Source organism: Aquisalinus flavus (assembly GCF_014640095.1).
GTDB classification, from domain to species: domain Bacteria; phylum Pseudomonadota; class Alphaproteobacteria; order Caulobacterales; family Parvularculaceae; genus Aquisalinus; species Aquisalinus flavus.
In genome coordinates this window covers 3,110,875-3,135,404 of record NZ_BMGH01000001.1, presented here as the reverse complement: position 1 = coordinate 3,135,404, position 24,530 = coordinate 3,110,875, and the positions used below count along the sequence as shown (strand labels likewise).

Annotated in this window: 24 protein-coding genes; 9 read left to right on the top strand and 15 right to left on the bottom strand. The window is 60.8% G+C overall.

Features of this window, described 5'->3' with window-relative positions:
• Positions 1–497: 497 nt before the first annotated feature.
• Positions 498–974, top strand: coding sequence for a hypothetical protein (locus IEV88_RS14450; RefSeq protein ID WP_188157768.1), 477 nt, complete (start codon positions 498–500; stop codon positions 972–974).
• On the opposite strand, the gene IEV88_RS14445 is transcribed toward IEV88_RS14450, so the two are convergent.
• From IEV88_RS14445 to IEV88_RS14415, 7 genes are all read right to left on the bottom strand, one after another.
• Positions 975–1,532: a cytochrome b gene (locus IEV88_RS14445; protein WP_188157769.1), complete on the bottom strand. Its 558-nt coding sequence runs from the start codon at positions 1,530–1,532 to the stop codon at positions 975–977. It lies immediately after the preceding gene.
• A 180-nt stretch (positions 1,533–1,712) separates the two neighbouring features.
• Entirely contained in the window at positions 1,713–3,920 is a 2,208-nt protein-coding gene (locus tag IEV88_RS14440) for a TonB-dependent receptor (protein ID WP_188157770.1), read from the bottom strand.
• A gap of 136 nt (positions 3,921–4,056) precedes the next feature.
• Positions 4,057–4,353: an HPr family phosphocarrier protein gene (locus IEV88_RS14435; RefSeq protein ID WP_188157771.1), complete on the bottom strand. Its 297-nt coding sequence runs from the start codon at positions 4,351–4,353 to the stop codon at positions 4,057–4,059.
• A gap of 46 nt (positions 4,354–4,399) precedes the next feature.
• Positions 4,400–4,816 carry a PTS sugar transporter subunit IIA gene (locus tag IEV88_RS14430; RefSeq protein ID WP_188157772.1) on the bottom strand — a complete coding sequence of 139 codons (417 nt, stop codon included), beginning with the start codon at positions 4,814–4,816 and terminating at the stop codon, positions 4,400–4,402.
• A gap of 21 nt (positions 4,817–4,837) precedes the next feature.
• On the bottom strand, positions 4,838–5,356 hold the full coding sequence (locus IEV88_RS14425) for an HPr kinase/phosphorylase (RefSeq protein ID WP_206711142.1): 519 nt from the start codon (positions 5,354–5,356) through the stop codon (positions 4,838–4,840).
• Positions 5,357–7,117, bottom strand: a complete 1,761-nt coding sequence (locus IEV88_RS14420) for a sensor histidine kinase (RefSeq protein ID WP_188157773.1) — start codon at positions 7,115–7,117, stop codon at positions 5,357–5,359. It lies immediately after the preceding gene.
• Between the two features lie 52 nt (positions 7,118–7,169).
• Positions 7,170–7,865 carry a response regulator transcription factor gene (locus tag IEV88_RS14415; RefSeq protein WP_188157774.1) on the bottom strand — a complete coding sequence of 232 codons (696 nt, stop codon included), beginning with the start codon at positions 7,863–7,865 and terminating at the stop codon, positions 7,170–7,172.
• A 229-nt stretch (positions 7,866–8,094) separates the two neighbouring features.
• Here IEV88_RS14415 and IEV88_RS14410 point away from each other — a divergent pair, with 229 nt between their 5' ends.
• Entirely contained in the window at positions 8,095–9,255 is a 1,161-nt protein-coding gene (locus tag IEV88_RS14410; protein WP_188157775.1) for a DUF8173 domain-containing protein, read from the top strand.
• 137 nt (positions 9,256–9,392) lie between these two features.
• Here the strand turns inward: IEV88_RS14410 and IEV88_RS14405 are convergent, their stop codons facing one another.
• A complete protein-coding gene (locus IEV88_RS14405; RefSeq protein ID WP_188157776.1) occupies positions 9,393–9,707 on the bottom strand; it encodes a 4a-hydroxytetrahydrobiopterin dehydratase in 315 nt (104 codons plus the stop codon).
• Between the two features lie 145 nt (positions 9,708–9,852).
• A complete protein-coding gene (locus tag IEV88_RS14400) occupies positions 9,853–10,566 on the bottom strand; it encodes an NAD-dependent deacylase (RefSeq protein WP_188157777.1) in 714 nt (237 codons plus the stop codon).
• A gap of 142 nt (positions 10,567–10,708) precedes the next feature.
• Between IEV88_RS14400 and IEV88_RS14395 the strand changes: the two genes are divergently transcribed.
• The 4 genes from IEV88_RS14395 to ahcY all read left to right on the top strand — a co-directional run bounded on the left by IEV88_RS14395 (position 10,709) and on the right by ahcY (position 14,258).
• Positions 10,709–11,194: a hypothetical protein gene (locus tag IEV88_RS14395; RefSeq protein ID WP_188157778.1), complete on the top strand. Its 486-nt coding sequence runs from the start codon at positions 10,709–10,711 to the stop codon at positions 11,192–11,194.
• Positions 11,195–11,286: 92 nt separating this feature from the next.
• The gene (locus tag IEV88_RS14390) at positions 11,287–11,754 is read left to right on the top strand and encodes a low molecular weight protein-tyrosine-phosphatase (RefSeq protein WP_188157779.1); all 468 of its coding nucleotides are present in this window, start codon (positions 11,287–11,289) and stop codon (positions 11,752–11,754) included.
• A 29-nt stretch (positions 11,755–11,783) separates the two neighbouring features.
• Complete coding sequence (locus IEV88_RS14385; protein ID WP_206711143.1) at positions 11,784–12,722, top strand: SDR family oxidoreductase; 939 nt, start codon at positions 11,784–11,786, stop codon at positions 12,720–12,722.
• Positions 12,723–12,857: 135 nt separating this feature from the next.
• Positions 12,858–14,258, top strand: coding sequence for an adenosylhomocysteinase (ahcY, locus tag IEV88_RS14380; RefSeq protein ID WP_188157780.1), 1,401 nt, complete (start codon positions 12,858–12,860; stop codon positions 14,256–14,258).
• Between the two features lie 1,055 nt (positions 14,259–15,313).
• On the opposite strand, the gene IEV88_RS14375 is transcribed toward ahcY, so the two are convergent.
• Positions 15,314–16,408, bottom strand: coding sequence for a DUF262 domain-containing protein (locus tag IEV88_RS14375; RefSeq protein ID WP_188157781.1), 1,095 nt, complete (start codon positions 16,406–16,408; stop codon positions 15,314–15,316).
• The gene (locus tag IEV88_RS14370; RefSeq protein WP_188157782.1) at positions 16,356–16,940 is read right to left on the bottom strand and encodes a hypothetical protein; all 585 of its coding nucleotides are present in this window, start codon (positions 16,938–16,940) and stop codon (positions 16,356–16,358) included. The genes IEV88_RS14375 and IEV88_RS14370 overlap by 53 nt, the downstream gene beginning before the upstream one ends.
• A 354-nt stretch (positions 16,941–17,294) precedes the next feature.
• Here IEV88_RS14370 and IEV88_RS14365 point away from each other — a divergent pair, with 354 nt between their 5' ends.
• The 3 genes from IEV88_RS14365 (at position 17,295) to IEV88_RS14355 (ending at position 20,056) form a co-directional block, all read left to right on the top strand.
• Positions 17,295–17,597 carry a hypothetical protein gene (locus tag IEV88_RS14365; RefSeq protein WP_188157783.1) on the top strand — a complete coding sequence of 101 codons (303 nt, stop codon included), beginning with the start codon at positions 17,295–17,297 and terminating at the stop codon, positions 17,595–17,597.
• A gap of 1,187 nt (positions 17,598–18,784) precedes the next feature.
• Entirely contained in the window at positions 18,785–19,531 is a 747-nt protein-coding gene (locus IEV88_RS14360) for a tetratricopeptide repeat protein (protein WP_188157784.1), read from the top strand.
• A gap of 117 nt (positions 19,532–19,648) precedes the next feature.
• On the top strand, positions 19,649–20,056 hold the full coding sequence (locus IEV88_RS14355; RefSeq protein WP_188157785.1) for a methylglyoxal synthase: 408 nt from the start codon (positions 19,649–19,651) through the stop codon (positions 20,054–20,056).
• Positions 20,057–20,058: 2 nt separating this feature from the next.
• Here IEV88_RS14355 and mmsB read toward each other — a convergent pair whose 3' ends face one another.
• From mmsB to IEV88_RS14335, 4 genes are all read right to left on the bottom strand, one after another.
• On the bottom strand, positions 20,059–20,952 hold the full coding sequence (gene mmsB / locus IEV88_RS14350; protein WP_188157786.1) for a 3-hydroxyisobutyrate dehydrogenase: 894 nt from the start codon (positions 20,950–20,952) through the stop codon (positions 20,059–20,061).
• Between the two features lie 51 nt (positions 20,953–21,003).
• Complete coding sequence (locus tag IEV88_RS14345) at positions 21,004–21,684, bottom strand: SDR family oxidoreductase (RefSeq protein WP_188157787.1); 681 nt, start codon at positions 21,682–21,684, stop codon at positions 21,004–21,006.
• A 73-nt stretch (positions 21,685–21,757) separates the two neighbouring features.
• The gene (locus IEV88_RS14340) at positions 21,758–23,251 is read right to left on the bottom strand and encodes a CoA-acylating methylmalonate-semialdehyde dehydrogenase (RefSeq protein WP_188157788.1); all 1,494 of its coding nucleotides are present in this window, start codon (positions 23,249–23,251) and stop codon (positions 21,758–21,760) included.
• Positions 23,252–23,329: 78 nt separating this feature from the next.
• Positions 23,330–24,523 carry an acetyl-CoA C-acyltransferase gene (locus tag IEV88_RS14335; protein WP_188157789.1) on the bottom strand — a complete coding sequence of 398 codons (1,194 nt, stop codon included), beginning with the start codon at positions 24,521–24,523 and terminating at the stop codon, positions 23,330–23,332.
• Positions 24,524–24,530 lie beyond the last annotated feature (7 nt).

Here is a 24,530-nt window from a genome sequence, read left to right as displayed (position 1 = left end):
TGCTCAAGCAGCCTGTCGGTCTGGAAATGCGTGAGTTTTGAATGCTTTAGCTGCATCAGCCAACCTTAGAGACGTTAATCTCCTAGGTCAGCCCCTATTTCAATCATGATCGGGCTCTTAAAAAACATACTGCTTCAGCGAGCACTAGCAACCGTTGCTGCTCTGGTCACGATAATCGTATCTTTGGGTCAATGCATACCACATAGAGAGCCTAACTGTTTAAATAGTTTCGCCGATGCGTGGGTTGAGTTTGATGGGCAGACAAGCCTGCCTCAAGGCGGAAAAATTGCAAACCTGACAACTCGAGTTCATACTAGTCTGAAGGCAGGGAATTTCATAGAACTTTATAACGCGAGCGTATGTATCAACCCCGTTGCAGGCGAACATAGGTGTACACAAACGTTAAATACAAATTCTGGAACTGCCAGAGTAGTCGCAGTTTCAAAGCCTTCACAATATAGAGTTCAACAAGTATGCTTCTTATGGGAGAAAAGAAAATGAGAATTCTGAGTTTTTTAATTTGCATCTTTACTGTAAACTCGACAGCCTTTGCTTCACAGCAGAGTGGGTGGTTGTGCTTAAAGGAAAAGTCTGCGGGCTCTGCAATTAGCACTTTCAGCCTGAATATAGACTGGTCAGATTTATCCTTAAGAAATTCTAGCGATATATATACCGTAGTGGCTGTTGAAATGAATAACTCTGACACTATTTGGCCACAGCTTATGAACCCACTCATAAACTTCGGCGACACACAAATTCCAAGGCAATTTTCAATATCTGACTTTTCTTCTTATCCGCTGGAATTACGGCTTGCTCGATTTGACGCTGATGATTGGGGTAAATTTCAAACCAATTGTTTAAATGACAGAGTTTGCTCAATCGATCCGTTTTTTGGTCATGATTATGTTACTGGATACAGAAAAGTGTTGTCTCCAGGAGATCTCAAAGAAGATTCTATTTTTCGGTGTCAATAGTTATTTTATTCGCGGCAGGCCGGGTATCATCCGTGCCGGCACGATATCCCTGTCGACGAAATAATGCTTCAGCGCCCCCGTGACATGCAGCGCGAGCAGCAGATAGATCGCCTTGACGGAAGTGTGGTGCCAGTCGGCGAACATCCCGCCAAGTTCACGCGATTCCCCCACCGGCAGGTTCGGGGCCGGGATAAATCCCCAAAGCGGCAGTTCGGGCGTCCCGCGAAACGACACGGCGAGCCAGCCGAGCAGTGGCACACCGATCATCACCACATAAAATCCATAATGGGTAAAACGCGCGAGGATCTTCTCCCAGCTTTTCATGGTCTCGGGCAGGGCCGGCCAGGGATGGGCGATGCGCCAGCCGAGGCGGAACAGGCTGAGAAACAAGACGGTCAGCCCGATCGACTTGTGCCATTCCAGCCGCGCCAGTTTTTCTGCCTGCGGCGCTTCCTCCAGCCAGCCGCCGACATAGACATTGGCGATCAGCAGCACGGCAATGGTCCAGTGCAGGATAATGGATATGACTGAATAGCGGTCTTGTTTCTCTCTCGCCATGACGCCCTCCTCCGGTTTTGCCTATGGTGCGCCAAAACGGGCGGCACCGCAAAGGGTTCGGGCAGGGGCTGTTTTACCCCTGAAGCAGTTCGCGGCGCAGCGGGAACCGGGTCACCGCAAGCAACCGCGACAAACACGCAATCTGGACCCTGTCGGCGCATCCACGGAAAGCTGGATGGTCTAGAACTGGCGGCGCAGCTTGACCGTGAATGTCCGCGCAATGGGGCTGCGCAGTTTCGGATCGAAACCGGGCGGCACATCGCCATTTGCGTCCGTCACCGCGCCGCGCTCGTCGAGAAGATTGTTCGCCTCCAGCGTCAGCCGGGTCGACTTGAAGGTATCGCCCAACGGCTTTTCAAGATCGATATCCAGCCCGGCGTTCAGCGAGGTGAAGCTGGCATAGCGCAGGCCGTTGACGGCGCCGCCTTGCGTGCCGTCCCGGCTGCTCTGCCAGTACAGGCCCATATTCCCCGCCAGCGTGGAATTGGCCGCCCTCAGATTGAGCCCGGCGCGATGCTCGGGATCGGCGGCGCCGCCCTCTACCAGCACCGCCGGCAGGAAGGATTGGCCGTCATTCAGCTTCAACTCGTTTGTCATGGTCCAGGTATGATAGACAAACGCCCGCAACAGCTTGCCGGAATCCGGCAGGGCGTTCCAGTCGCCACGACCGCCACCGCGCCCGCCGGGCCCGCCTGGTCCGGCCTCCTCGTCCCGAATGACCTTCCGAACCATCGCGAATGTCTGCAAACTATCGGTCCGCCCCTCGGCGATATTCACGGGCGACCGGTCGACGCTGATCAGCTGGTTCATGTCATCGCGGACGAAACGGTCGGGGAAGGCATCTTCCGTAAACGGACCGATCGGCAGGGTTTCCTGCACCAGGTTTTCACTACGCTCGCTATTGTAGCGGATGCGCGCAAAGAGCGACCTGTCCTGTTTCGGCGTGAACACCAGCTCGACTTCCACCGTGTCCTTCTTCTCCGGCACCAGCGCCGCATTGCCGCCGATGATCGTCGTCACCAGCACGGTCTCTCCGGTCTCATAATCGTAGAACCGGGAGTTTGGCGACTCCCGCGTCGCGTCGTCGAGCAGCTTGAAATCCGGTGCGCTGTCCTCGCTACTCGCCTTGATCGAGATCGAGTATTTGTCCGATGGCCGCAGGCGCAGCGTGGCTTCTGCCCCTGACGACCCATCGGAATTGCTTTCCTGCGTTCCGAAGGCGCGCAGGTTGAGGCCGGAACTGCCCCACGCCCCCCTGTCCTCGTCCTGCTTTGTCAGCGGGATATAGAGACCGGCATCGGCGCCGGTGGTCTCGTTGGATATGGAGGAATTGTCGCCACCGCCGGACGCCGTTTCCGTTTCGCGGTTCGCGTAGCTGACCTTGCCGGTCGCACGCACCTGGCCTGCCGGGATGTTGAACACCGGCATGGCGAGCTCCAGCGACGATGACAGGGTCGTCGTCTCGCGCTCATATTCCGCTTGCGGAGCGATATCGTCCTTAGTCACGCCGCTGTCTTCCGACCGGCTGATCTCGCTTTCCCCGGTCAGCCTGATCTCGTTGAACTCGCGAACCACGTTCAGGCCGGCGGAGAGAGAATTGCTGTCGGCATCGCGCACGATCGGCAGGCCGTCGCCGCTCTCCGGCACGGTCAGGCCCAGCCGGTCCGTCGTTTCCTCCTGGGTGGCGCGGACAAAACCGCTGACCGCATATTGCCCGACGAAATCCGACACGGCGACACCAAGCTCGTAATTCGTGGTCTCCGCAAGGGCCGAGCGGAAGGCGGCATCATCGGCGCAATCGGGGCTGGCATCCGCGCTGCCGCAATCGAGCGCTTCGGCCTCGGTGAAGCCGGTCGTCGCGTTGACCTCGCCATCGATCAGCAGCAACCGCGAGCCGCGCGTGCGCGCATCGCTGAAATCGCCCTCGCCCTCCGTGTTCAGACCATTGGACGGCACGGTCACGCCGGCATTGATCGTCAGCGCGTGATACTTCTCCTTCAGCACGATATTGATCACCGTGGCATTGGCCGGATAGCCGAGCGGGCCGGCAGCCTCCGGCGGCAGCACATCGATCTTCTCGATCGCCTCCGCCGGGAACTTGTTGAAGACCCGCGGGTTCATGCCCGGCTTGCCGTTGACGAGGGTGATGCGCTGGCCCGTCGCATTGGCAAGAGACAATGCCTCCTCGACGGCTTCCGCGACCGTATCGAACGCGAACAGGTCGATTTCCTGCTGCCCGAGCGAGACAACCGACTCAAAGTCCTCCACTTTCGGCGCCGTGCGCCGCTTGGCGGTGATGACGATCTGGTCGACAGGTTGATTGTCTGCCTCGACCTGTACGTCAGACTGGGCGTACAGGACCGGCTGTGGCGGAAGGTCGATGAACATGTGCGTACGCTACCCTTGAAAATCCCGCCACGACTGTGCGGGTAATTTCGCCGCCTGAATACTTACGATGGCGTAAGCAGAACGAGCCTGGCTTTGTCTTTAACGAAATCGCCCGCGAAGACCCGTCGCGACAAGATCACTCGCCCTCGCCGAAGCGGTCCTCGACCAGCTTGACCAGCGTGTCGATGGCTTCCATCGCCTGCGGCCCGGTCGCGGTCAGTTCGATGACGGAGTTTTCCCCGGCGCCGAGCGTCAGCAGCCCCATGATCGAGCAGGCCCCGACCGTGAAGCCGTCGCGGATCACCCTGATCTCGGCCTCGAACGAGCCGGCGACGGCGCAGAACTTGGCAGAGGCGCGCGCATGCAGGCCACGGCGGTTGATGATGGTCACCTTCTGGCTCACCACACCGCCGTTCTCCCGGGTATCACTCATCGAAACTCTTTCTGCCTGAAGCGCCGCACGGACGCAGACCGGGGTGTCAGGCCCCGCCCTCGCCGGACAGGACCCAGGACGCGACGTTGATATATTTGCGGCCCGCATCATGGGCCGCCGCCACCGCCGTCTTCAGGTCGGTTTCCTTGCGATAGTTCTCCGGCGCCAGCTTGATCAGCATCGGCAGGTTGACCCCGGCGATGACCTCGGCATGGGCCTGTTCCATCACGGAGATCGCGAGATTGGACGGCGTGCCGCCGAACATGTCGGTCAGGATGATGGTTCCCGTGTCGCCATCGACGCTCTGGGCGGCGGACAAGATATCCTCGCGCCTTTGCTCCATGTCATCATCGGCGCCGATACAGACAGCCTGCATCTTCGGCTGCGGCCCGACGACATGCTCGACCGCCTTGAGAAATTCCTCCGCCAGCTGTCCGTGGGTGACAACGACCAGTCCAATCATAAGCCTTACGCCCCTTGAGGTTCAGTTCAGTGGCTTATCCTGCCGCCCCGCAGGCAAATGTCCAGCCACGATTAGGCGCACACCATAACGCAGTTTCGCCGGGGCAGACAATTGAAACGGGTCGATGGTCAGGACCGGCAGGGCAAGACCGCCTGCGCCGGCTGGCGAGACCTCTACCGGATCAGGCAACCGACTGATATCGCTCGATAATCTTACGATGGCGCGGAGCCGTACCCTGTCGCGGAACGGCACCGGCACAATGCCGATGCCGCGGATCTCCATCTCGCCCCTGATCGTCGCCGGTGGCGCGGCGATGAGCTGCCCCCGCTCGAGCGACATCAAGGTGCTGTCATCGGCGACCAGCACGGTACGCCGCCACGGGCAGGCCTCGATCAGGCGCAGGGCGAGGTCGGATTTTCCGCTGCCGGATGCCCCCTCGATCATCAGCCCGGCGAGCGGCCCGTCCTGGTCGATGGCCAGGGCAACGACGGTCGCATGGTTGAGCGTACCGCGGATCGGGCCTGTCTCGCCGCTTCCCACTTATTGACTCCGCACCGGCAGTGTCACCGTGAAGATGGCACCACTCGCGCCATCCGTCCGGTTCGTCGCAGCGATATGCCCGCCATGGGATTCGACGATCTGGCGGGAGATGGCGAGGCCAAGGCCGGAATTATTGCCAAAGGCCGTGCCCTCCGGGCGTTTGGTATAGAAGCGCTTGAAGATGTTCTCCAGGCTCTCTTCGGGAATCCCCGGCCCGTCATCGCTGACGGTGATGATGACGCGGTTGTCCCGCGCCTCGCCATCGAGCCACCAGCGCACCCGCACCACGCCGTCCGCCGGCGAAAAGGAAATCGCATTGTCGATCAGGTTACGGAACACTTGCCCGAGTGCCGAGGGCGAACCGAGCAATATGCCCTGTGCATCGACCTCCGGCCCGGCGAGCGAGACCGGCGCCCGGCCTTCCTTGCGGGTGGCGGCATACATATCGACGATATCCTTCAGCAAGGCGCCGAGATCGACGACCTCGCGGGTCTCCCGCGCCAGTTCGGCATCGAGGCGGGAGGCGTTGGAAATATCCGTGATCAGACGGTCCATGCGCTGCACGTCCTGGGTGATCACCTTCATCAGCTTTTCCTGCGACTCTGGCGTCTTGGCGATCCTCAGCGTTTCCACGGCAGAGCGGATGGAGGTCAGCGGGTTTTTCAGCTCATGGCTGACATCGGCGGCGAAACTCTCGATCGCCTCGATCCGGGCATAGATCGCATTGGTCATGGCACGCAGAGATGACGACAGCTCGCCGATCTCGTCATGGCGGCTGGAGAAATCCGGCACCCGCACCCGGCCGGCCACGGCGATGCCCTCGCGCACCCTGTCGGCGGCGATGGCGAGCTGGCGGATCGGCTGGGCGATGGCGGCGGTCAGCAGCAGCGACGACAGGAAAGCGGCAACGAGCGCATAGATGAAGAATGGCAGGATCGCGCCGCGCGCATCGTCGACGAGATCCTGGATACCGCCGATCTCCGCGGTGACGACGCCATAGACCGCCTGCACCTTGCGGATCGGCACCGAGACAGAGGCGACAAGCTCGCCCTCCTCATTGTAGCGCACCGAGGTCACGCCGCGCTCGCCGGATGGCGCGGACAGGAACGCCTCGTTCAGTTCCTGTTGCAGCGACCGCTTGGCGGCATCTTTCTCGAACCGCGAGGCTGGCCATACCTCGACCAGCCAGTCCCGGAATCCGGTCCAGGCGCTCAGCAGGCCGACACCCTCTGCCTCTTCGATATCCGGCAGGGTCGAAATCTCGAATTCGTCCTTGCGCAGAACGACATCTTCCAGCAGCAGCTCGCGCGGATCGCCGCCCATCAGCGCATCAAAATCCCGCGGAGCATTGAACACGCGCACCCGCCCCTCGAAACTGTCCCACACCCGCGAGAAGACGAGATTGACTGCATCCTCGCGCAACGTCACCGCGCAGCCTGGCGTCAGATTGGTCTGGGCGACTTCACTTTCGTCGCAGGCGGTATCGTCCGCGGCGACCTGCGCCATGATATCGGCAATGACCTGTGCCTGGGCGCGCACGCCCTCCAGCTTGGCCGCGACGAGCCCGTCGCGATATTGCGTCATGCCGAGCGAACCGAGCATCAGGATGACCAGCCCGATCAGATTCGCGATGACGATGGTCAGGGTCAGGCGGGAAAAGGTCAGCCCGCCGGGCAGACGATGACGGATCGCTGCCCCCGGCGACGGGCGCCGGGCGGAAGATTGCGTGGCGTCAGTCTCCTGTGCCGGGCGCCTCGCCATCAAATGCCTTTCCGTGTGCGGATCGCCCAGCCCGTGGGGCCGGGCGCATCACTCAATTTTCTTTGTATTTGTAGCCAACACCATAAAGCGTTTCGATCTGGTCGAATTCCTTGTCGACGACGCGGAATTTCTTGCGGATGCGCTTGATATGGCTGTCGATGGTCCGGTCGTCGACATAGACCTGGTCGTCATAGGCCGCGTCCATCAGCGCATCGCGGCTCTTGACGAAGCCCGGGCGCTGGGCGAGCGATTGCAGGATCAGGAATTCCGTCACCGTCAGCGTCACATGCTCGCCGCGCCATTTGCACGAGTGCCGCAGCGGGTCGAGCGACAGGTCACCGCGCTTGATCACCTGCTTGGCATCTTCCTCGCTGACCGGCGTCGTCGTATCGGCCCGGCGCAACACCGCCTTGACCCGTTCGAGCAAAAGCCGCTGCGAGAACGGCTTCTTCACGTAATCGTCGGCGCCAAGGGTCAGACCCAGCACTTCGTCGATCTCCTCGTCCTTGGAGGTCAGGAAGATCAGCGGCAGGTCGGAGGACTGGCGCAGGCGGCGCAGCAATTCCATGCCGTCCATGCGCGGCATCTTGATGTCCGAGATGACGAGGTCCGGCGCGCTGGCGTTGATTGCCTCCAGCGCCTGGGCGCCGTCTTCATAGGTCGCGACCGCATGGCCCTCGGACTCCAGCGCGATCGCCACGGAGGTCAGGATGTTCTGGTCGTCGTCGACAAGCGTGATGCGTGCCATGGGCAAATCCCCTTGTTGTCTTGTTTTCCCAATCTAGACGCAGTTGCAACATGCTGAAAAGGCCGCGTTTGGGCGCTGATCGGGCGGGAATGAGGCATGGGAGGCCTGGCCGTCAAGCACCACCCCTCCGGGACCTCTTGTTACGGGGGGCAAAAGGCGTATCTTTACGGGGTAGAGGGCGATAACGGCCGGGGACGCATGCGCCTCCCCGTCCGCACGGGAGACGGGCATGACCCAGACTGCATTTTCATGGCGGCCGGCAACCATTCTGCTTGCCGTTCTCATCCTTCTCGTCGCGGGAACAGCGACGCTGAACGCCCAGATCGAGGCGAGCGCGGGCGACGCGCCCACGCTGTCCGGCGAACTGACCGATATGGGCTTTGCCGCCGGCGGCGAAGTCACGATCACCGCCTCGTCGCCGGACGACATCATCGCGGCAGGCGGCACGATCCGCTTCGATGGCGCCCGCGCCGACCACATGGTCGCGGCCGGCGGCGAAATCTCTCTGACCGGCATCGAGGCGTCAGACGTGATCCTGAGCGGCGGCAATGTCGAACTTACCTCCGGCACGGTCACCGATGACGTCATCATCTTTGCCGGCAATATCGAGATCGGCGAGCAGATGACCATTGGCGGCTCGGCCATGCTGTCCGGCGGCAATGTCGAGATCGGCGCGCCCATCGGCGGCGAACTCCGCGCCTCGGGCGGCAATGTCGCGCTCGACGCCAATGTGGCCGGCGATGCCTATCTGACCGGCGGCACCGTCACCATCGGCGAGGGGGTCGTCATCAGCGGCAACCTGACCTATGCCGCCGACGAATTCATCCTGTCTCCGGGCGCGAGCGTCACGGGTGAGATGATCGAGCAGGAATATGAGGAGCGGCCGTCGCCCTTCAGCCCGGAAGCGATGATCGCCGCGCTCCTCGGCGCAATCATGTTCCTCGCCGGGCTCGGCCTGTTGATCCTCATCATCGCCGCGCTGTTCCCGGGCCTGATGGCACGCTCCAGCACCATGATCGCCGACAAGCCGCTGTCGAGCCTCGGCATCGGCGTCCTCGTTCTGGTCGTGATGCCGCTGATGGGTCTGGCCTTCATGATCAGCATCATCGGCATCTCGGCCGGCTTCGTCATGCTGGCGCTGATCTTTGCGCTCGTGCCCTTTGCCTATGCCGCCGTGCTCTATCATGCCGGCATGTGGCTGCGCGGCCGGTTCGGCAAGGATGGCGAGCCCTATATCGTCACCCGCATCGTCTGGACGGCGCTAGCCGGCATCATCCTGCTTGTCATCGGGATCGTCCCTTTCCTCGGCATGCTGGTGTGGATCGTCGCGTTGCTGTTCGGCATGGGCGCGGTCATCACCCGCGGCGGTGCCGCGCTGGCGGATGCCTGATGGCGAAGGCTTGATGGTCGAGCCTCAAGACTTGAGGCTCGCGATAGACTGAAAGAACGGGCAGCTTCCGGGTTGCCCGTTTTGCTGTTGTCAGGACGAGTCCTGCGCGCTGCTGTTCAGATCCCCGCGCAGCGCCCCTATTCCGGCTTGAACAGGGCAGCGGCCTTTTCGATGAAGGCGGCGAGCGCAACGTCGCGCTGCGACAGGCCGCCATCCTCGCCCGCATCATGGGTCGACAGGGTGATCTCGACCTTGTTGTAGACGTTGAACCATTCCGGGTGGTGATCCATCTTGTCGGCCATCAGCGCGACCCGGGTCATGAACCCGAACGCCTCGTTGAAATCGGCGAACTTGAACGACTTCTTGACCGCATCGCGGCCCTCGACCATCGACCATTGCGAAAACTCGTTGATGAACTTCGCCCGTTCCTTCTCACTCAGCTTCTCGACCATGATATCCTCCGTGTAAAAACATTTTACTTTTCGATCTGTCCCATCCTTCGTGGGCTGCTTTGCAGCCGCCTCAGGATGAGGGCTTCCTGAAACTCCTCCTCATCCTGAGGTGCCTTGCGCAGCAAGGCCTCGAAGGACGAGGAGGCTATCCTTTCAGCACATCCTCCACCCACTCCGGCACGACCTCGCTCGCCTTGCCATAGCGCCGGTCGGTGAACAGCCGGGCATTGTCGGACGGTTCCAGATTCAGCTCGACACAGGGGATATGGAGCGAGCGGGCCTCGGCGACCAGCCCGGCGGCGGGATAGACCGCGCCCGACGTGCCGATGGCGACGAACATGTCGGCTTCTGCCAGCGCCATGGCGATCGCGTCCAGATGATGCGGCACCTCGCCGAACCAGACGACATTGGGCCGCATGCCCCTGGCCGACCCGCAGTCAGGGCACTGTGTCTCGGCCGACAGATCCTCCGTCCACGGCACGACATGGCGGCAAAACTGGCACAGCGCCTCGGCCAGCGCCCCATGCATGGCGAGGATGTTCTCCGATCCCGCCCGCCGGTGCAAATCATCGACATTCTGGCTGACCAGCGTCAGCCTGCCGCCGCGCGCCGCCAGCTCACGCTCCAGCCGTGCCAGCGCGAAATGGGCCGCGTTCGGCTCGACGCCCGCCAGCCCGGCCCGGCGCATATTGTAGAAGCCATGCACTTTCTCAGGGTCGCGCGAGAACGCATCGGGCGTCGCCACCTCCTCGATGGAATATTGCGCCCAGATGCCGCCCGCATCGCGAAACGTCGCAACGCCGCTATCGGCACTCACCCCCGCCCCGGTCAGGATCACGATATTTTTTGCACTCTGCATGGCGCCGTTGTAGCAGGGGACGAGCCGCCATCAAAGCATCAGCGCCGGCTGTTGTCAGGCTTGCAGCCCCCCGGAACAGGGGATTGAGCAGTAAAATTCCGGGAAATAATCTTCACCCAGCATGTTCGAGTGGAGATCCCTGATGCGCCTTCCCGTTTTGCTCGCAGCCGCCACGGCAGCAATGGTCACGGCCACCCTGCCCGCCGCAGCGCAGGAATGGTATGCCCGCCCAACGCCGCTCCCGGCACAGCCCGGCCAGCCAAGCGCGGTGTGCTATATGAGCTCGGGCGAAACACCACCGCTCGTCGTCTTCTCCTTCGAAAAGAACCGCGCCCGGTTCGGCGTCAAAGCGCCCGAATTCTTCAACCGCAATGGGGTCAGCGACTATACCGGCACGCTGCCCTCCGGCGCGTCGATGAAGATATCCCTCGGCACCGATGCCTCCTCGGATATCGCGGTCCTGACGGTCAACGAGTGGGACGCCAACAAGCGGATCATCAACCATTTCCTCACCGCCGGCAGCTTTTCCCTCACCGGCCAGGGCATCGACATAACCATCGCCCTGCCCAGCGCCGAAAGCGAGATGGCGAGCCTCGACAAGTGCCTGGCAGAACTGGCCGCGCAATAATCCTGTCGGCCATATCGCGTCGCTATGGCTTTGCACTCTGCGGCAGGGCGTTGTAGCACGGACGGGCAGCATCAAGATCCTGAGGCCCGCCCATGAAACGCGTTCTGTTCGTCTGTCTCGGCAATATCTGCCGCTCGCCCGCGGCCGAGGGCGTGTTCCGCGCCCTTGCCGCGAAGGAAGATGTCGAGGTCTATATCGACAGTGCCGGCACCGGCGGCTGGCATGAGGGCCACAGCCCGGACCAGCGCATGATGGCCGCCGCGAAGCGCCGCGGTTACGACCTCTCCGCCCAGCGCGCGCGCAAGGTCGACCTCGCCGATTTCTACGAGTTCGACTATCTCATGGCGATGGACCTGTCGAACCACGCCAACCTCCTGTCCATGGCGCCGCCCAATCGCGACTGCGACATCCGCCTGCTCCTTGATTTCGGGACAGGTCCGGAACGGGAAGTACCCGATCCGTATTATGGAGGCGATGGCGGGTTCGAGCATGTGCTCGACCTGATCGAGGACGCCGCCCGTGGCTTTCTCGAGCATATCCGCAAGGACGACGCGCAATAGTGAGCGTATAAAAGTGAGCGTACAGACAAGTGAGTAACGGCCACCTTCTCTGCCTCGGCCTTGGCTATTCCGCCACTGCCGCCGCCCGCGAGATGCTCGCCCATGGCTGGCATGTCTCCGGCACCACCCGGGACGCGAACAAGGCGCGGCAGATCGACGAGAGCGGCATCCGCGCCGTTCTGTGGGATGCGCCCAACCGCCTCCCCGCCGAGGCGCTTGTCCCCGCCGAGGGCCCGCCCGTCACCGACATTCTCGTCTCGGTCTCCCCTGGCGAGGCCGGCGACCCGGCCCTTGCCGGGCTGCAGGCGCTGACCGGCGCCAGCCCCGCCGCCCTCTCCCATGTCCGCTCGATCCTCTATTGCTCCTCGACCGGCGTCTATGGCGACCATGAAGGCCGCTGGGTCACCGAGGAAAGCCCGGTCCTGCCCACATCAGAGCGCGGCCGCCGCCGCCTCAGGGCCGAGCATGGCTGGGAGGATTTCGCCGCCGCCAATGATTGCGCCGAAGTAAACCTGCGCCTTGCCGGCATATACGGCCCCGGCCGCAACGCCATCGAGACCCTCATTGCCCAGCGCGACGGCACCGGCGATGCCAACGCCCTTGGCGGCCAGCGCATCTACAAGAAGGGCCAGGTCTTCTCGCGCATCCACCAGGCCGACATTGCCGGCATCATCGCCGCGCTCCTGACCTGCCCGACGCAGAAATGGCCCGAAACCCACGCCCTCAACCTCGCCGACGATTTGCCCTCCCCGCCGCACGAGGTGATCGAATATGCCGCCTATCTCCTCGGCCTCGACCCGCCGCCGCTGATCGACCTCGACACCGCGCAGCTCTCGCCCATGGCGCGCAGCTTCTATGCCGAGAACAAGCGCGTGGCGAATGCCTGCGTCAAGCAGACCCTCGATTACACCTTCCGCTATCCCAGCTATCGCGAGGGCCTGACCGCCATCCTGCGCGAGCTGAAATAGCCGCTCTCCCGCGCGAGTGGCCCGCTTCACTGGCCGGACATAAAGAAATCTTTATATCGTCTTGGCGTAGCCGGGCCGCGCTGCTATACACGCGCCACCAATCCAGATTTCGAGCAACACCTGAAAGGGGCTCCCATGAGCGAAGACTACATCGTCAAGGACATCAACCTCGCCGACTATGGCAACAAGGAAATCGCCATCGCCGAGACCGAAATGCCGGGCCTGATGGCCACGCGCGAGGAATTCGGCCCGTCGCAGCCGCTGAAGGGCGCGAAAATCGCCGGCTCCCTGCACATGACGATCCAGACCGCCGTGCTGATCCAGACGCTGGAAGCCCTCGGCGCCGAGGTCCGCTGGGTCTCCTGCAACATCTATTCGACCCAGGACCATGCCGCCGCCGCCATCGCCGCCAATGGCACGCCGGTCTTCGCCAAGAAGGGCGAGACCCTGGCCGAATATTGGGACTATTGCGACAAGATCTGGGAATGGCCGGACGGCTCGCTCGCCAACATGATCCTCGACGATGGCGGCGATGCCACCATGCTGATCCTGCTCGGCTCGGATGCCGAGACCAACCCGTCCCTGCTCGACAAGCCCGGCAATGAGGAAGAAGGCGAACTGTTCCGCGTCATCAAGGAACGCCTCGCCCGCGACCCGGGCTTCTATTCCCGCGTCAAGGCCAATATCAAGGGCGTGACGGAAGAGACCACCACCGGCGTGCTGCGCCTCTATCAGCGCGAGAAGAAAGGCCAGCTGCCTTTCCCGGCGATCAACGTCAATGACAGCGTCACCAAGTCGAAATTCGACAACAAATATGGCTGCCGCGAGTCCCTCGTCGACGGCATCCGCCGCGGCACCGATGTGATGATGGCCGGCAAGGCCGCCCTCGTCGCCGGCTATGGCGATGTCGGCAAGGGCTCGGCTGAGTCCCTGCGCGGTGCCGGCGCCCGCGTCATGGTCACCGAGGTCGACCCGATCTGCGCCCTGCAGGCGGCGATGGACGGGTTCGAGGTCGTGACCATGGAAGAAGGCGCCCCGCGCGCCGATATCGTCATCACCGCGACCGGCAACAAGGATGTGCTGACCGTCGATCACATGCGCTCGCTGAAAGACATGGCGATCGTCGGCAATATCGGTCACTTCGACAACGAGATCCAGGTCGAGGGTCTGAAGAACTACAAATGGACCAATATCAAGGACCAGGTCGACATGATCGAATATCCGGACGGCAAGCGCATGCTGCTGCTGTCCCAGGGCCGCCTCCTGAACCTCGGCAACGCCACCGGCCACCCCAGCTTCGTCATGTCGGCGAGCTTCACCAACCAGACCCTGGCCCAGATCGAGCTGTTCAGCAACAATGCGGACGGCAAATACGACAACAAGGTCTATGTCCTGCCCAAGCATCTCGACGAGAAGGTCGCCAAGCTCCATCTCGACAAGATCGGCGCCAAACTGACCGAGCTGTCAGACGAACAGGCCGCCTATATCGGCGTCGAGAAAAAAGGCCCGTTCAAAAGCGACGCGTACCGGTATTAAGGCGTAGGGCGGGTGGAGCGAATGCGATACCCGCCACTCGATCCCGCCACGAAAACAAAAGCCCGGGCATCACCCCCCGGGCTTTTTCTTGCCTATCGCAACCCCCGCGCGCATACTCCGTACCATGCCGGACTACCGCCGCCTCCATGTCCCCGGCGGGACCTACTTTTTCACACTGGCCCTGCATGACCGGCGGCAAACGCTGCTCACCGATCACATCGATCCTCTCCGCGCCGCATGGGCGCACACGGCAGAGCGCTACAGTGCATTGCGCTATTGCTATTACTTCTTTCGCCCGATGAACGACCAAGCGGCAGTAAAAAGTATAACCAGACCAACGATGCTCCATATCTCACGCAGGTAAAGACTGTCCTGCCTCAAGAGTATGACACCAGCGGCGACTGCAACAAAAAGTGCAGACATTATCAAAAATACTCGCATGAACCTGTTCCCTTAGAGGCACCCGAAGCGCGACGACGCCGATTTCGACAATCATGTCGCCTATATCCACCTGAACCCGGTCAAGCACGGGCTGGTCACCCACCCGGACCATTGGCCCCATTCGACCTGGCACAAATGGAAAGCAACCTGCGGCAAATCTTTGTCCGCAACCTCAAGCGACTGGTCCCCGAATTTCGACGACCCGTAGGGCGGGTGGAGCCGAAGGCGATACCCGCCAATCGGTGTTCGCGAAGAAGCCGGAATGGCGGGTATCGCTGCGCTCCACCCGCCCTACGCAAAATGCCCCCCGTCTATTGGGAACATCTCATCCGCGACGAAACCGACTTTGAAAACCATGTCGCGTATATCCACATGAACCCGGTCAAGCACGGCTTTGTCACGCACCCTGACCAATGGCCCCACTCGACCTGGCACAGATGGAAAGAAACTTACGGCAAATCCCTGTCTGTAACCTCAAGCGACTGGTCCCCGATTTTCGACGACCCGTAGGGCGGGTGGAGCCGAAGGCGATACCCGCCAATCGATGTTCGCGAAGAGGCCGGAATGGCGGGTATCGCTGCGCTCCACCCGCCCTAAAGCAACAGGCCTCTTTATTACTTGCTCAGCCATTTCAAGAGACCGGTCGAACGCGCTTCACGGCTTGACTTGCTTCGCGTCCTAGCCCGCGCCCCCTCTCTGTATTCGACAATATTAGGATCAGTGGAATTTGATTTCTCATATTCACGAACAAAGCTAACCAACTTCTCCTCAACTCCCTCTTGTGGAAAACTACGGCGCGCATCCAAAATTTCACAAACGGAAAACAGGGTAAATATATGAACTGGTTTGCTGAAAATACTTTCCAATTCAGGGCGCCTTTCTAGCAAGTCTGCCAGCCAATCCAGAAAGGAAAAGACTTTTCTTATATCCGTCGCTCTCTCCACATACTTATCGTTATAAAGATCATACATTTCATTCAGTAACTTATTGTTCTCCTGAACAGATCCGCGCCTCAAAAACACGAGCAAACTACTTGCAAACTCGATATCAAGCATACGCCGAATTTGACTTGCTGAAAACACTTCGAAGTCACTCCAAAAGCGATGCTCCGTGATTTCTTCGGCAGCCGTTATTAGCTTTCCGTTGAATTCGGCATTTCTTATTTCTTGTGGATTGAGAGATTTATCCGTTTCATTGAGACGTTTAAAAATATCAATGATACCGTCCAGTTCTATTTGATTTGGTATTACTCGTACATTGACAACATAATCCCAAAATATTTTTTTATATCCATCATCAAGATCTTTCCAGTATACTCCCGCAAATTCCGAATTGCGATTACTGGCGTCAAGGCTTGCTTTTTTTAATGACCATTCATTGGAAACGAATTGTCTCATAGTCGTTAGACGTTGTTGCCCATCCACGATACTTCTTTTCTGCTCTCCGCTTTCAGCATCTGCTGTCTGTTGCCACAGGTAAATTTCCGGCATCGGAAAACCCATTAGTATAGTTTCGATCAACCGAATTTTTTGTCTCTCGGTCCACACCAATTTTCGCTGGAAGGTATCGTCTACAAACAAACCACCTGTCCGTAAACCAGACACCAAACTTGAAATAGGCGGCCTCTCTGTTTGAATCAAAGCGTTGAAATTCATTTCATAATTTCCTTCGACATTTCTCGAATGCATAGGCTTGGTATTTTCTGGCATCTTCAAGGCTTCTGTAGATTCTATATTTAATATCCTGTTTAATTCCTGCTTGTATTTGCAATCTTCTCTTCATGTCGTTGGTTCGTTTTATAAGATCATTCAGTACTGAAGACTTAAAATCTCTATCCGGCTCATTAACAAATCCTCTGAATACAAATTTTCCGTGAAACTTCAATATTTCTGGGTATCCGCCATAATATGCTTTCAAAAGCTGTCGCCAAGTCGACGCAAACATGGCCGAGGAAATTATTACTACGTCAATGTCAGACTCGTCCCTGAATGGTTTATTGAAGCGATCAGTTTGAGGATTAGTGCTTCGCCCAAATACGGAGCTTCCCGTCACGTAAACATCTCCAGGCTCAGCTTGAATTCCATCAGCTACAATCTCTCGAAATTCACTGAAAGAGCATTCTGGTTTATGAGTAGAATATTCACCAAATAACCACGGCTCACCTTCAAAAACGTGGTTTTTGCAGAGCACTTCGACCGTGTTGCTCTCGAGAAATTCTATAAACGACGCTTCTGTGAACAAAGCTCATCCCTCGCCTAATTGAACCGCCAACGCAAACCCTACCAAAGATTGAGTAACAATAAACTTTTATTTTTACATCCGAAACGGCGCTACCCAAGATAGGATGCTCCAACTAACGGACGGTGCACCGCGCTGCGCTTGGTGCGCTCTCCACTTTCTTTCGAGCGATGGCTGATTCAGCGGCCCGGCCTTGTCAAGGATGAGGCAAATCATTGGGGGTGGGAACCCGATGATTTACCGAATGCCCGGCTTCGCCGGCTCGGTCATGGCCCACGTCATTGATAAAACCGGATGTAAAATACGACTTCTCTCTCTCTTGCATTCCGCCTTCGCCGATACGACATTAAATGCACTATGGTATTAGCGCTGCAAACTTTTCAGCCCGACTATGAGCCGATAGTGCCGCAATTGCTGGATCCGTATCAGCAGCATTTGGTCATGCTTGATTTGCTGCGACTATCTCCGTTTTTCGCGCTTCTAGCCTTTGCTGCCATTCTGCTCTGCGACTATGGCTTCCACTGGTTCAGGTACGGAAAATTGCCCGACGGTCTGGAGGATCTGAGAAGCATAAAGGTTGCCTTCTCGCCACGTTACAGGGTTGCAGTCCTGGTCGTCATTGGACTGTGGAGCCTGATATTTTTTGGGAGTTTGATGTAATCGCTCCTATACTTGACCCGTCCTGCTCAGTGAGTACAGCAATGTTGCGTTGCGCCGTACGGCGCACCCTACATCTTCTTTCAAGCGATGGCTGTTTCACCGGGATCGATCTGTCAAGGCTGCAACCGCTTCACGGCGCGCCTCCGGCGCGGCCTTGACAGATCGCTCCCGGTAAAACAATTGGCCACCGTGCCGCAATGGCGGAATCCGCCATTGCGGCCTCGGCTGACTAGTTCACTTTGCTTCTGCGCGAGCGGAAGCTGGCAATTTCTTCAAGTCTTCCCCCCCCCTGTCACCCCGGACGCCGACAGGCGATCCGGGGCCCATCTCTGATGCGTTGATGGCTTGCGGAACGCTGCCATAATGGGTTGTATCATCGCCCTATCCCTCCGTAAGCCCCTGAATATCAGAGCTGGGTCCCGGCTCTCGCTGCGCTCGGCCGGGATGACAAGCGGTTGAATTTTCTCGGAAAACAGATCTTATCCCCGCGCGCCCAACCTCCCGTATAACTCTTCCCAAACCCGGTGAGGACCGGGTGGAGGAGGCGGTGAAAGCTCTGACCTGGAGCGGCAGCCGTGTCATCAGGTTTCCGGCGGCGCTCGAGGGTGTGCGCAAGCTTCGCATCGTCCGCCGGAGCGGTGTTCCGTGGTAGCCCGCGGACGGGAGAGCTATCATATGGCCCCGCATCGATCGCCGCCGTGCATGGCGAGAGCTATGCCATAATTTTTATTCTAATGAGGCAATGGCCGCCATGCACGGGCCCCCTTGACCTTTTTTCACCACCGCGAGCGTTGCTTGCCGGTGCTTTTAGTGCTGCCCCTCTTGTCATTCCGGCCAAGCGCAGCATCAACCCGGGACCTATTTTCCAGAGGCCTTGCCGCGGCTGTACCAAGCCGCCTCACCGTCTCTGGCATTCGGAAAAAAAGGGTCTCGCCATGCCTTTACGGCGGAATCCGCCGTAAAGGCATGGCTGCCAATTGTCGTGCCGGCATTTCGCTGTCAAGGCGGCAGCTACGCCGCGCCGCGAAGCGGGTGCCGCCTTGACAGCGAAATGCCGGTAAGGCACCGCACGATGTCTCTAGCCTGCCCTCTGTTCTCCACGGCAATCCTGTGCCAAAGTATGGCCTGTTCAGGGAAGAATCGCTCCCACCCCGGCGGGGTCACGGGGCGGAGGGAAGAGTGTCGTGATGTTCAAGGAAACGATTTTTTCGGCCGTTTTCGGCCTAACCGTGCTGGCCCTCATGCCGGCCCACGCCCTCCAGGACGAGGACGCAGCCCCCGCCTCCGAGCCCCCGACCCGGGAAGAAGAGGACATCATCACCATTTTCGGCGGCGGCGGTCCGCGCGACGAGGCGATGGCCGCCTTCATGCGCGGCGATTACCCCACCGCGGAGCTGGAGTTCGGCAACAACCTTCGCTGCGCCGAGCGGGTCGAGATGATGGAGGATTTCGCCTTCGAAGCCGCCCGCGGCGGTCAGGTCGCAGCCGATGCCGGGGCGTCGGGCGCGGCGCCCGTCGGCGGCGGCGACGTCGCCCCGCAGCCGCAATCCTCTGGCTCGGATTTCCGCGACACCCAGCGCCCCGACGCCGACGACGTCGCCGCGCGCAGCTGCGACATGCCGGCCTATCAGATTTACATGATCGGCATGTCCCAGGTGAAACAGGGCAAGAACGAAGAGGCCAAGGCGAATTTCTATCGCGTCATCGCCATGTCCAACGATGAGCGCTTTTTCGATGCCCATTACCGCATCGGCCTGCTCGAACTGCTCGACGGCAATGTCGACAAGGCGGAGGAGCGCCTCGCCCACCTGAAGATCCTGCAGCAGCGCTGCCAGCGCCGCGGCGAGCGCTGCGAATGGCGCGGCGAGCTGGACGAGGCGGTCGCCTTCCTCGATGCCGCCGTGACCAATGCCACCGGGCCGTCGGCGGGCTAGCTTGGCGAGACGGCGGCAACCGTGCTAGAGCGTTTCCCGGTGAAGTGGAAACCGGTTCACCGCAAGGAAACGCGCCAAACAAGGAATCTAGGCCGGTGGCCCTGAGGAGACTGACTTATGGCTGCCGCAAAGAAGACGATCGCGCTCATCGCCCATGACAAGAAGAAGGCCGAGATGGTCACCTTCGCCAAGCGGCACGAGGGCGCCCTGTCGGCCTTCACCATCGTTGCCACCGGCACAACCGGCGGGTTGCTGGCCGAGGCCTGCCCGTCGCTCACGATCCGCCCGGTCAAGTCCGGGCCTCTCGGCGGCGACCAGCAGATCGGCGCAATGATCGCCGAGGGCAAGGTGCACACGATGATCTTCTTCATGGACCCGCTCTCGCCCATGCCCCACGATGTCGACGTCAAGGCGCTGACCCGGCTCGGCGCGGTCTACGACATCCCCATGGCCCTGAACAAGGCCACGGCGGAAGTGATCCTGAAAGCGATCACGGCAGACGCTGCAGCGGCGGAGAAAGCCTAGCCTCAAGCCTTCAGATCGCCCCGGATCAGCTTCATCACGCCGGAAAAGTCGAGATCGTCCGTGCCCGCCGCTTCCATCATCGTGTAGAGTGACTCCGACAGCGTGCCCAGCGGCGTTGCCGCCTTCGCCTTCTCCGCCGCGTTATGGGCAAGGCGCAAATCCTTCAGCATCATCGCCGCGGCAAAGCCGGGCTGATAGTCGCGGTTGGACGGCGCGCCCGGCACTGGCCCCGGGGCGGGGCAATAGCTCGTCATCGACCAGCACTGGCCCGACGCCTTGGACGAGATGTCGAAAAAGGTCTGCGCATCGAGGCCCAGCTTTTCCGCGAGGTTGAACGCCTCGCAGGTGCCGATCATGGAGATCGCCAGCAGCATGTTGTTGCAGATCTTCGCCGCCTGCCCGGCCCCGACACCGCCGGCATGGAAGATGTTCTTGCCCATGGCGCCCAGCACTTCTTTTGCGCGCTCGAAATCCGCCGTGGACCCGCCGACCATGAAGGTCAGCGTGCCCGCCTCCGCCGCCGCCGTGCCGCCGGAGACCGGCGCATCGACGAAAGCAAAGCCCCGCGCCTTCGCGCCTTCGCCGACGGCAATGGCACTGTCGCCGTCGATGGTCGAGCAGTCGATGAACAGCGTGCCCTGCCGCGCCCGTGTCGCGATACCGGCCTCGCCGAGATAGACATCGCGGACATGCCTGCCCGCCGGCAGCATGGAGATGACGGCCTCCGCCTCGCCAGCCGCCCCGGCCAGCCCGTCAGCGGCGCGGCACCCGGCCTCGACGGCCCGCTGGACCGCAGCGTCGGACAGATCATGGGCGATCACGTCATGGCCTGCCCTGGCGAGGTTCGCCGCCATGCCGGAGCCCATATGGCCGAGGCCGATGAAGAGGATTTTCATAGTCGTCTCCCTGCTGATTTATCCCCGCCCCTTAACGGCGGGTTATGCTTGTCACCATGGAATGGTCTTGCCGGCATAATCAAGGAACGGCGCCGTCTCCTGCGGCTCCAGCCCGTCGATCACCTGGCGCAGGCCGCTCACGCTTTCGGTCGTGTCGATCAGCCCGTTCGGCCCGCCCATGTCCGTGCGCACCCAGCCCGGATGCAGCGTGGCAACGGCAATGCCCTTGGGCGCGCAGGCCGCAGCGACCATGTTCATCGCCATGTTCAGCCCGCATTTGGTCGAGCGATAGATGATGCGCCCGGAAGAGGAATCACCGATCGAGCCCATCTTGGAGGTGATGGCGACGATCTTGCCTTTCGCTTTTTCCACGGCCGGCAGGAAGGCTTCGGCCGTGCGCAACGGGCCCATCGTATTGACACGGAAGGTTTCGTCCCAGCCCTCGAAATCGAGCGAGCCGAATTCCTGGCCCTCGCCCTTCGGCCCCATCACCCCGGCATTGGCGATCAGCAGGTCGACCGGGCCGGACACGGCGCCGGCAAAGGCGGCAAGATCGCTCTCGCTGGTGATATCGGCCTGGTACACGGTGACATCGCCTTCGACGGCGTTCAGTTCCTCTGCGCTGTCCGGGGTGCGGCAGCTGGCATGGACGGACCAGCCATCGGCGGCGAACTGGCGGGTAAACTCAAGACCAATCCCGCGATTGGCCCCGGTGATTACGACTGTCGGCATGGCAATTCTCCTGTTCTGCTTCCCTCACGACATAGGCCGCGCGGGCGCAGCGTCACCCCTGATCCATCATCGCCTACTTCATCGTCGGGATGACGAATTCGGAGCCCTGCACATCCTCCGGCCAGCGCTGGGTGATGGTCTTGATCTTGGTCCAGAAACGCACGCCTTCCGGTCCGTGCTGGTTGGTGTCACCGAAGCTCGACCGCTTCCAGCCGCCAAAGGTGTGATAGGAGACCGGCACCGGGATCGGCACGTTGATGCCGACCATCCCCACATTGACCTGCGCGGCGAATTCCCGCGCCGCTGCGCCATTGCGGGTGAAGATCGCAACGCCATTGCCATATTGATGGTCGGAGGGCAGCGCGACCGCCTCCTCGAAATTCCGGGCACGGACGACCTGCAGCACCGGCCCGAAGATTTCCTCCTCATAGGAAGACTGGCCTGGCTTGGCGTGATCGAGCAGCGTGCCGCCCATAAAGAAACCGTTCTCATAGCCCTGCAGCGTGAACTCGCGGCCGTCGACGACCAGGTCCTGGCCTTCCTCGACGGCCTTGCCAATCCACTGGCGCACGCGATCGCGATGGGCGGCGGTGACGAGCGGGCCGAGGTCGGAGCCTTCATCCGTGGACGGGCCGATCTTGAGGCCTTCAACGCGCGGCTTCAGCATGTCGATCAGGCGCTCGGCGGTGTCCTCGCCAACCGGCACGGCAACCGGCGTCGCCATGCAGCGCTCCCCGGCGGAGCCATAGGCAGAGCCGATCAGGTTGTTGACGACATTGTCCATGTCGGCATCGGGCAGGATGATCATGTGGTTCTTGGCGCCGCCGAAGGCCTGCACCCGCTTGCCGTGGGCGGTGCCGCCGGCATAGATATATTGCGCGATGTCGGACGAGCCGACAAAGCTGATCGCCTTGACGCGCGCATCCTCGATCAGGGTGTCGACGGCTTCCTTGTCGCCATTGACGACGTTCAGCACACCTTCCGGCGCACCGGCTTCCATCATCAGCTCGGCAAGGCGCAGGGGCACGGACGGGTCTTTCTCCGACGGCTTGTTGATGAAGGTGTTGCCGCAGGCGATGGCGACGCCGAACATCCACATCGGGATCATCGCCGGGAAGTTGAACGGTGTGATGCCGGCCACGACGCCCAGCGGCTGGCGCATGGAATAGACATCGATTCCCGGCCCTGCCCCTTCGGTATACTCGCCCTTTTGCAAATGGGGGATGCCGCAGGCGAACTCAATCACGTCCAGACCGCGCTGCACGTCGCCGCGCGAGTCGGGGATCGTCTTGCCATGCTCGGCGGAGAGCAACCTGGCCAGGTTCTCCATGTCCTTCTCGACCAGTTCCTTGAACTTGAACAGGACACGGGCACGGCGTTGCGGGTTGGTCGCGGCCCAGCCGGGAAAGGCTTTCTGCGCCGACGCGATGGCATCCTCGACATCGGACCGGCTCGCCAGGACGGCCTGCGCCTGGGTCTCACCGGTCGTCGGGTTGAACACGTCATGACGGCGATCCGATGTACCGTTCGTATGCTGTCCGTTGATGAAATGGCCAAGCGTCTTCATGGGGTTTCCTCCGTTCATTTTTTATATGTCCTCATCCTGAGGAGCCGCGAAGCGGCGTCTCGAAGGACGGGGGCAGACTCAGTCCATCAGCTCGAACGCCATCGCCGTCGCCTCGCCGCCGCCGATGCATAGACTGGCGATGCCACGGTTCATCCCGCGATGACGCAGGGCGTTCAGCAGGGTGACGATGATGCGCGCGCCGGAGGCACCGATCGGGTGGCCGAGGGCGCACGCGCCGCCATTGACGTTGATCTTTTCGTGCGGGATCGACAGCTCTTCCATCGCCGCCATGGGCACGACCGCGAAGGCCTCATTGACCTCGAACAGGTCGATATCGGAAGTGTGCCAGCCGCACGCATCCATCAGATCCTTCATCGCCTGCACCGGCGCGGTCGTGAACCAGCTCGGCTCGCGGGCATGGCTGGTCTGGCCGATCAGCTTGGCCACCGGCGTCAGGCCGCGGCGCTCGGCCTCCGACAGGCGCATCATCAGGAGCGCTGCCGCACCGTCGGAGATGGAGGAAGCATTGGCCGCCGTTACCGTGCCGTCCTTGCGGAAGGCGGGCTTGAGGGACGGAATCTTTTCAGGCTTCGCCCTGGTCGGCTGCTCATCCTGGGCGACGGTATAGTTGCCGTTGCGGGTCTCGACCGTGATGGCCAAGATCTCATCCGTAAACTGACCGCTCTCGTGGGCGGTGCGGGCGCGGGTCAGGCTCTCGATCGCATATTCGTCCTGCATCTGCCGGGAGAACTCGTATTTGTCGGCGCATTTCTCGGCAAAATTGCCCATCAGCCCGCCCTCATAGGCATCTTCCAGCCCGTCGAGGAACATGTGATCCTTCGCCTCGGCATGGCCGAGCCGCGCACCGGCGCGCATCTTCGGCAACAGATAGGGCGCATTGGTCATGCTCTCCATGCCACCGGCAACGCCGACCGTGGCCGTACCTGCCAGCAGGGCTTCGGCCAGCATCATCGCCGTCTTCATGCCAGAGCCGCACATCTTGTTGACCGTCGTACACGGAACGGATACCGGCAGCCCGGCCTTGATCGCTGCCTGGCGCGCCGGGGCCTGCCCCTGACCGGCGGGCAGGACACAGCCCATCAGCACTTCGTTCACCTCGGACTCTTTCACACCTGCCTTGCGCAGCACGTCATGGATCACCTTGGCGCCGAGGTCTGACGCCGTCAGGTCGGCGAACTCACCCTGGAAACCGCCGATCGCCGTGCGCGACATGGAGGCAATGACAATGGGATCGTCTGTATGGATTTTCATCGAAGTC

What these genes read in the sequence shown, in the direction of transcription:
- IEV88_RS14450 (WP_188157768.1), top strand. Translation starts at nt 498, where the DNA reads ATGAGAATTCTGAGTTTTTTAATTTGCATCTTTACTGTAAACTCGACA.
- IEV88_RS14445 (WP_188157769.1), bottom strand. Translation starts at nt 1,532, where the DNA reads ATGGCGAGAGAGAAACAAGACCGCTATTCAGTCATATCCATTATCCTG.
- IEV88_RS14440 (WP_188157770.1), bottom strand. Translation starts at nt 3,920, where the DNA reads ATGTTCATCGACCTTCCGCCACAGCCGGTCCTGTACGCCCAGTCTGAC.
- IEV88_RS14435 (WP_188157771.1), bottom strand. Translation starts at nt 4,353, where the DNA reads ATGAGTGATACCCGGGAGAACGGCGGTGTGGTGAGCCAGAAGGTGACC.
- IEV88_RS14430 (WP_188157772.1), bottom strand. Translation starts at nt 4,816, where the DNA reads ATGATTGGACTGGTCGTTGTCACCCACGGACAGCTGGCGGAGGAATTT.
- IEV88_RS14420 (WP_188157773.1), bottom strand. Translation starts at nt 7,117, where the DNA reads ATGGCGAGGCGCCCGGCACAGGAGACTGACGCCACGCAATCTTCCGCC.
- IEV88_RS14415 (WP_188157774.1), bottom strand. Translation starts at nt 7,865, where the DNA reads ATGGCACGCATCACGCTTGTCGACGACGACCAGAACATCCTGACCTCC.
- IEV88_RS14410 (WP_188157775.1), top strand. Translation starts at nt 8,095, where the DNA reads ATGACCCAGACTGCATTTTCATGGCGGCCGGCAACCATTCTGCTTGCC.
- IEV88_RS14405 (WP_188157776.1), bottom strand. Translation starts at nt 9,707, where the DNA reads ATGGTCGAGAAGCTGAGTGAGAAGGAACGGGCGAAGTTCATCAACGAG.
- IEV88_RS14400 (WP_188157777.1), bottom strand. Translation starts at nt 10,566, where the DNA reads ATGCAGAGTGCAAAAAATATCGTGATCCTGACCGGGGCGGGGGTGAGT.
- IEV88_RS14395 (WP_188157778.1), top strand. Translation starts at nt 10,709, where the DNA reads ATGCGCCTTCCCGTTTTGCTCGCAGCCGCCACGGCAGCAATGGTCACG.
- IEV88_RS14390 (WP_188157779.1), top strand. Translation starts at nt 11,287, where the DNA reads ATGAAACGCGTTCTGTTCGTCTGTCTCGGCAATATCTGCCGCTCGCCC.
- ahcY (WP_188157780.1), top strand. Translation starts at nt 12,858, where the DNA reads ATGAGCGAAGACTACATCGTCAAGGACATCAACCTCGCCGACTATGGC.
- IEV88_RS14375 (WP_188157781.1), bottom strand. Translation starts at nt 16,408, where the DNA reads ATGCCAGAAAATACCAAGCCTATGCATTCGAGAAATGTCGAAGGAAAT.
- IEV88_RS14365 (WP_188157783.1), top strand. Translation starts at nt 17,295, where the DNA reads ATGGTATTAGCGCTGCAAACTTTTCAGCCCGACTATGAGCCGATAGTG.
- IEV88_RS14360 (WP_188157784.1), top strand. Translation starts at nt 18,785, where the DNA reads ATGTTCAAGGAAACGATTTTTTCGGCCGTTTTCGGCCTAACCGTGCTG.
- IEV88_RS14355 (WP_188157785.1), top strand. Translation starts at nt 19,649, where the DNA reads ATGGCTGCCGCAAAGAAGACGATCGCGCTCATCGCCCATGACAAGAAG.
- mmsB (WP_188157786.1), bottom strand. Translation starts at nt 20,952, where the DNA reads ATGAAAATCCTCTTCATCGGCCTCGGCCATATGGGCTCCGGCATGGCG.
- IEV88_RS14345 (WP_188157787.1), bottom strand. Translation starts at nt 21,684, where the DNA reads ATGCCGACAGTCGTAATCACCGGGGCCAATCGCGGGATTGGTCTTGAG.
- IEV88_RS14340 (WP_188157788.1), bottom strand. Translation starts at nt 23,251, where the DNA reads ATGAAGACGCTTGGCCATTTCATCAACGGACAGCATACGAACGGTACA.
- IEV88_RS14335 (WP_188157789.1), bottom strand. Translation starts at nt 24,523, where the DNA reads ATGAAAATCCATACAGACGATCCCATTGTCATTGCCTCCATGTCGCGC.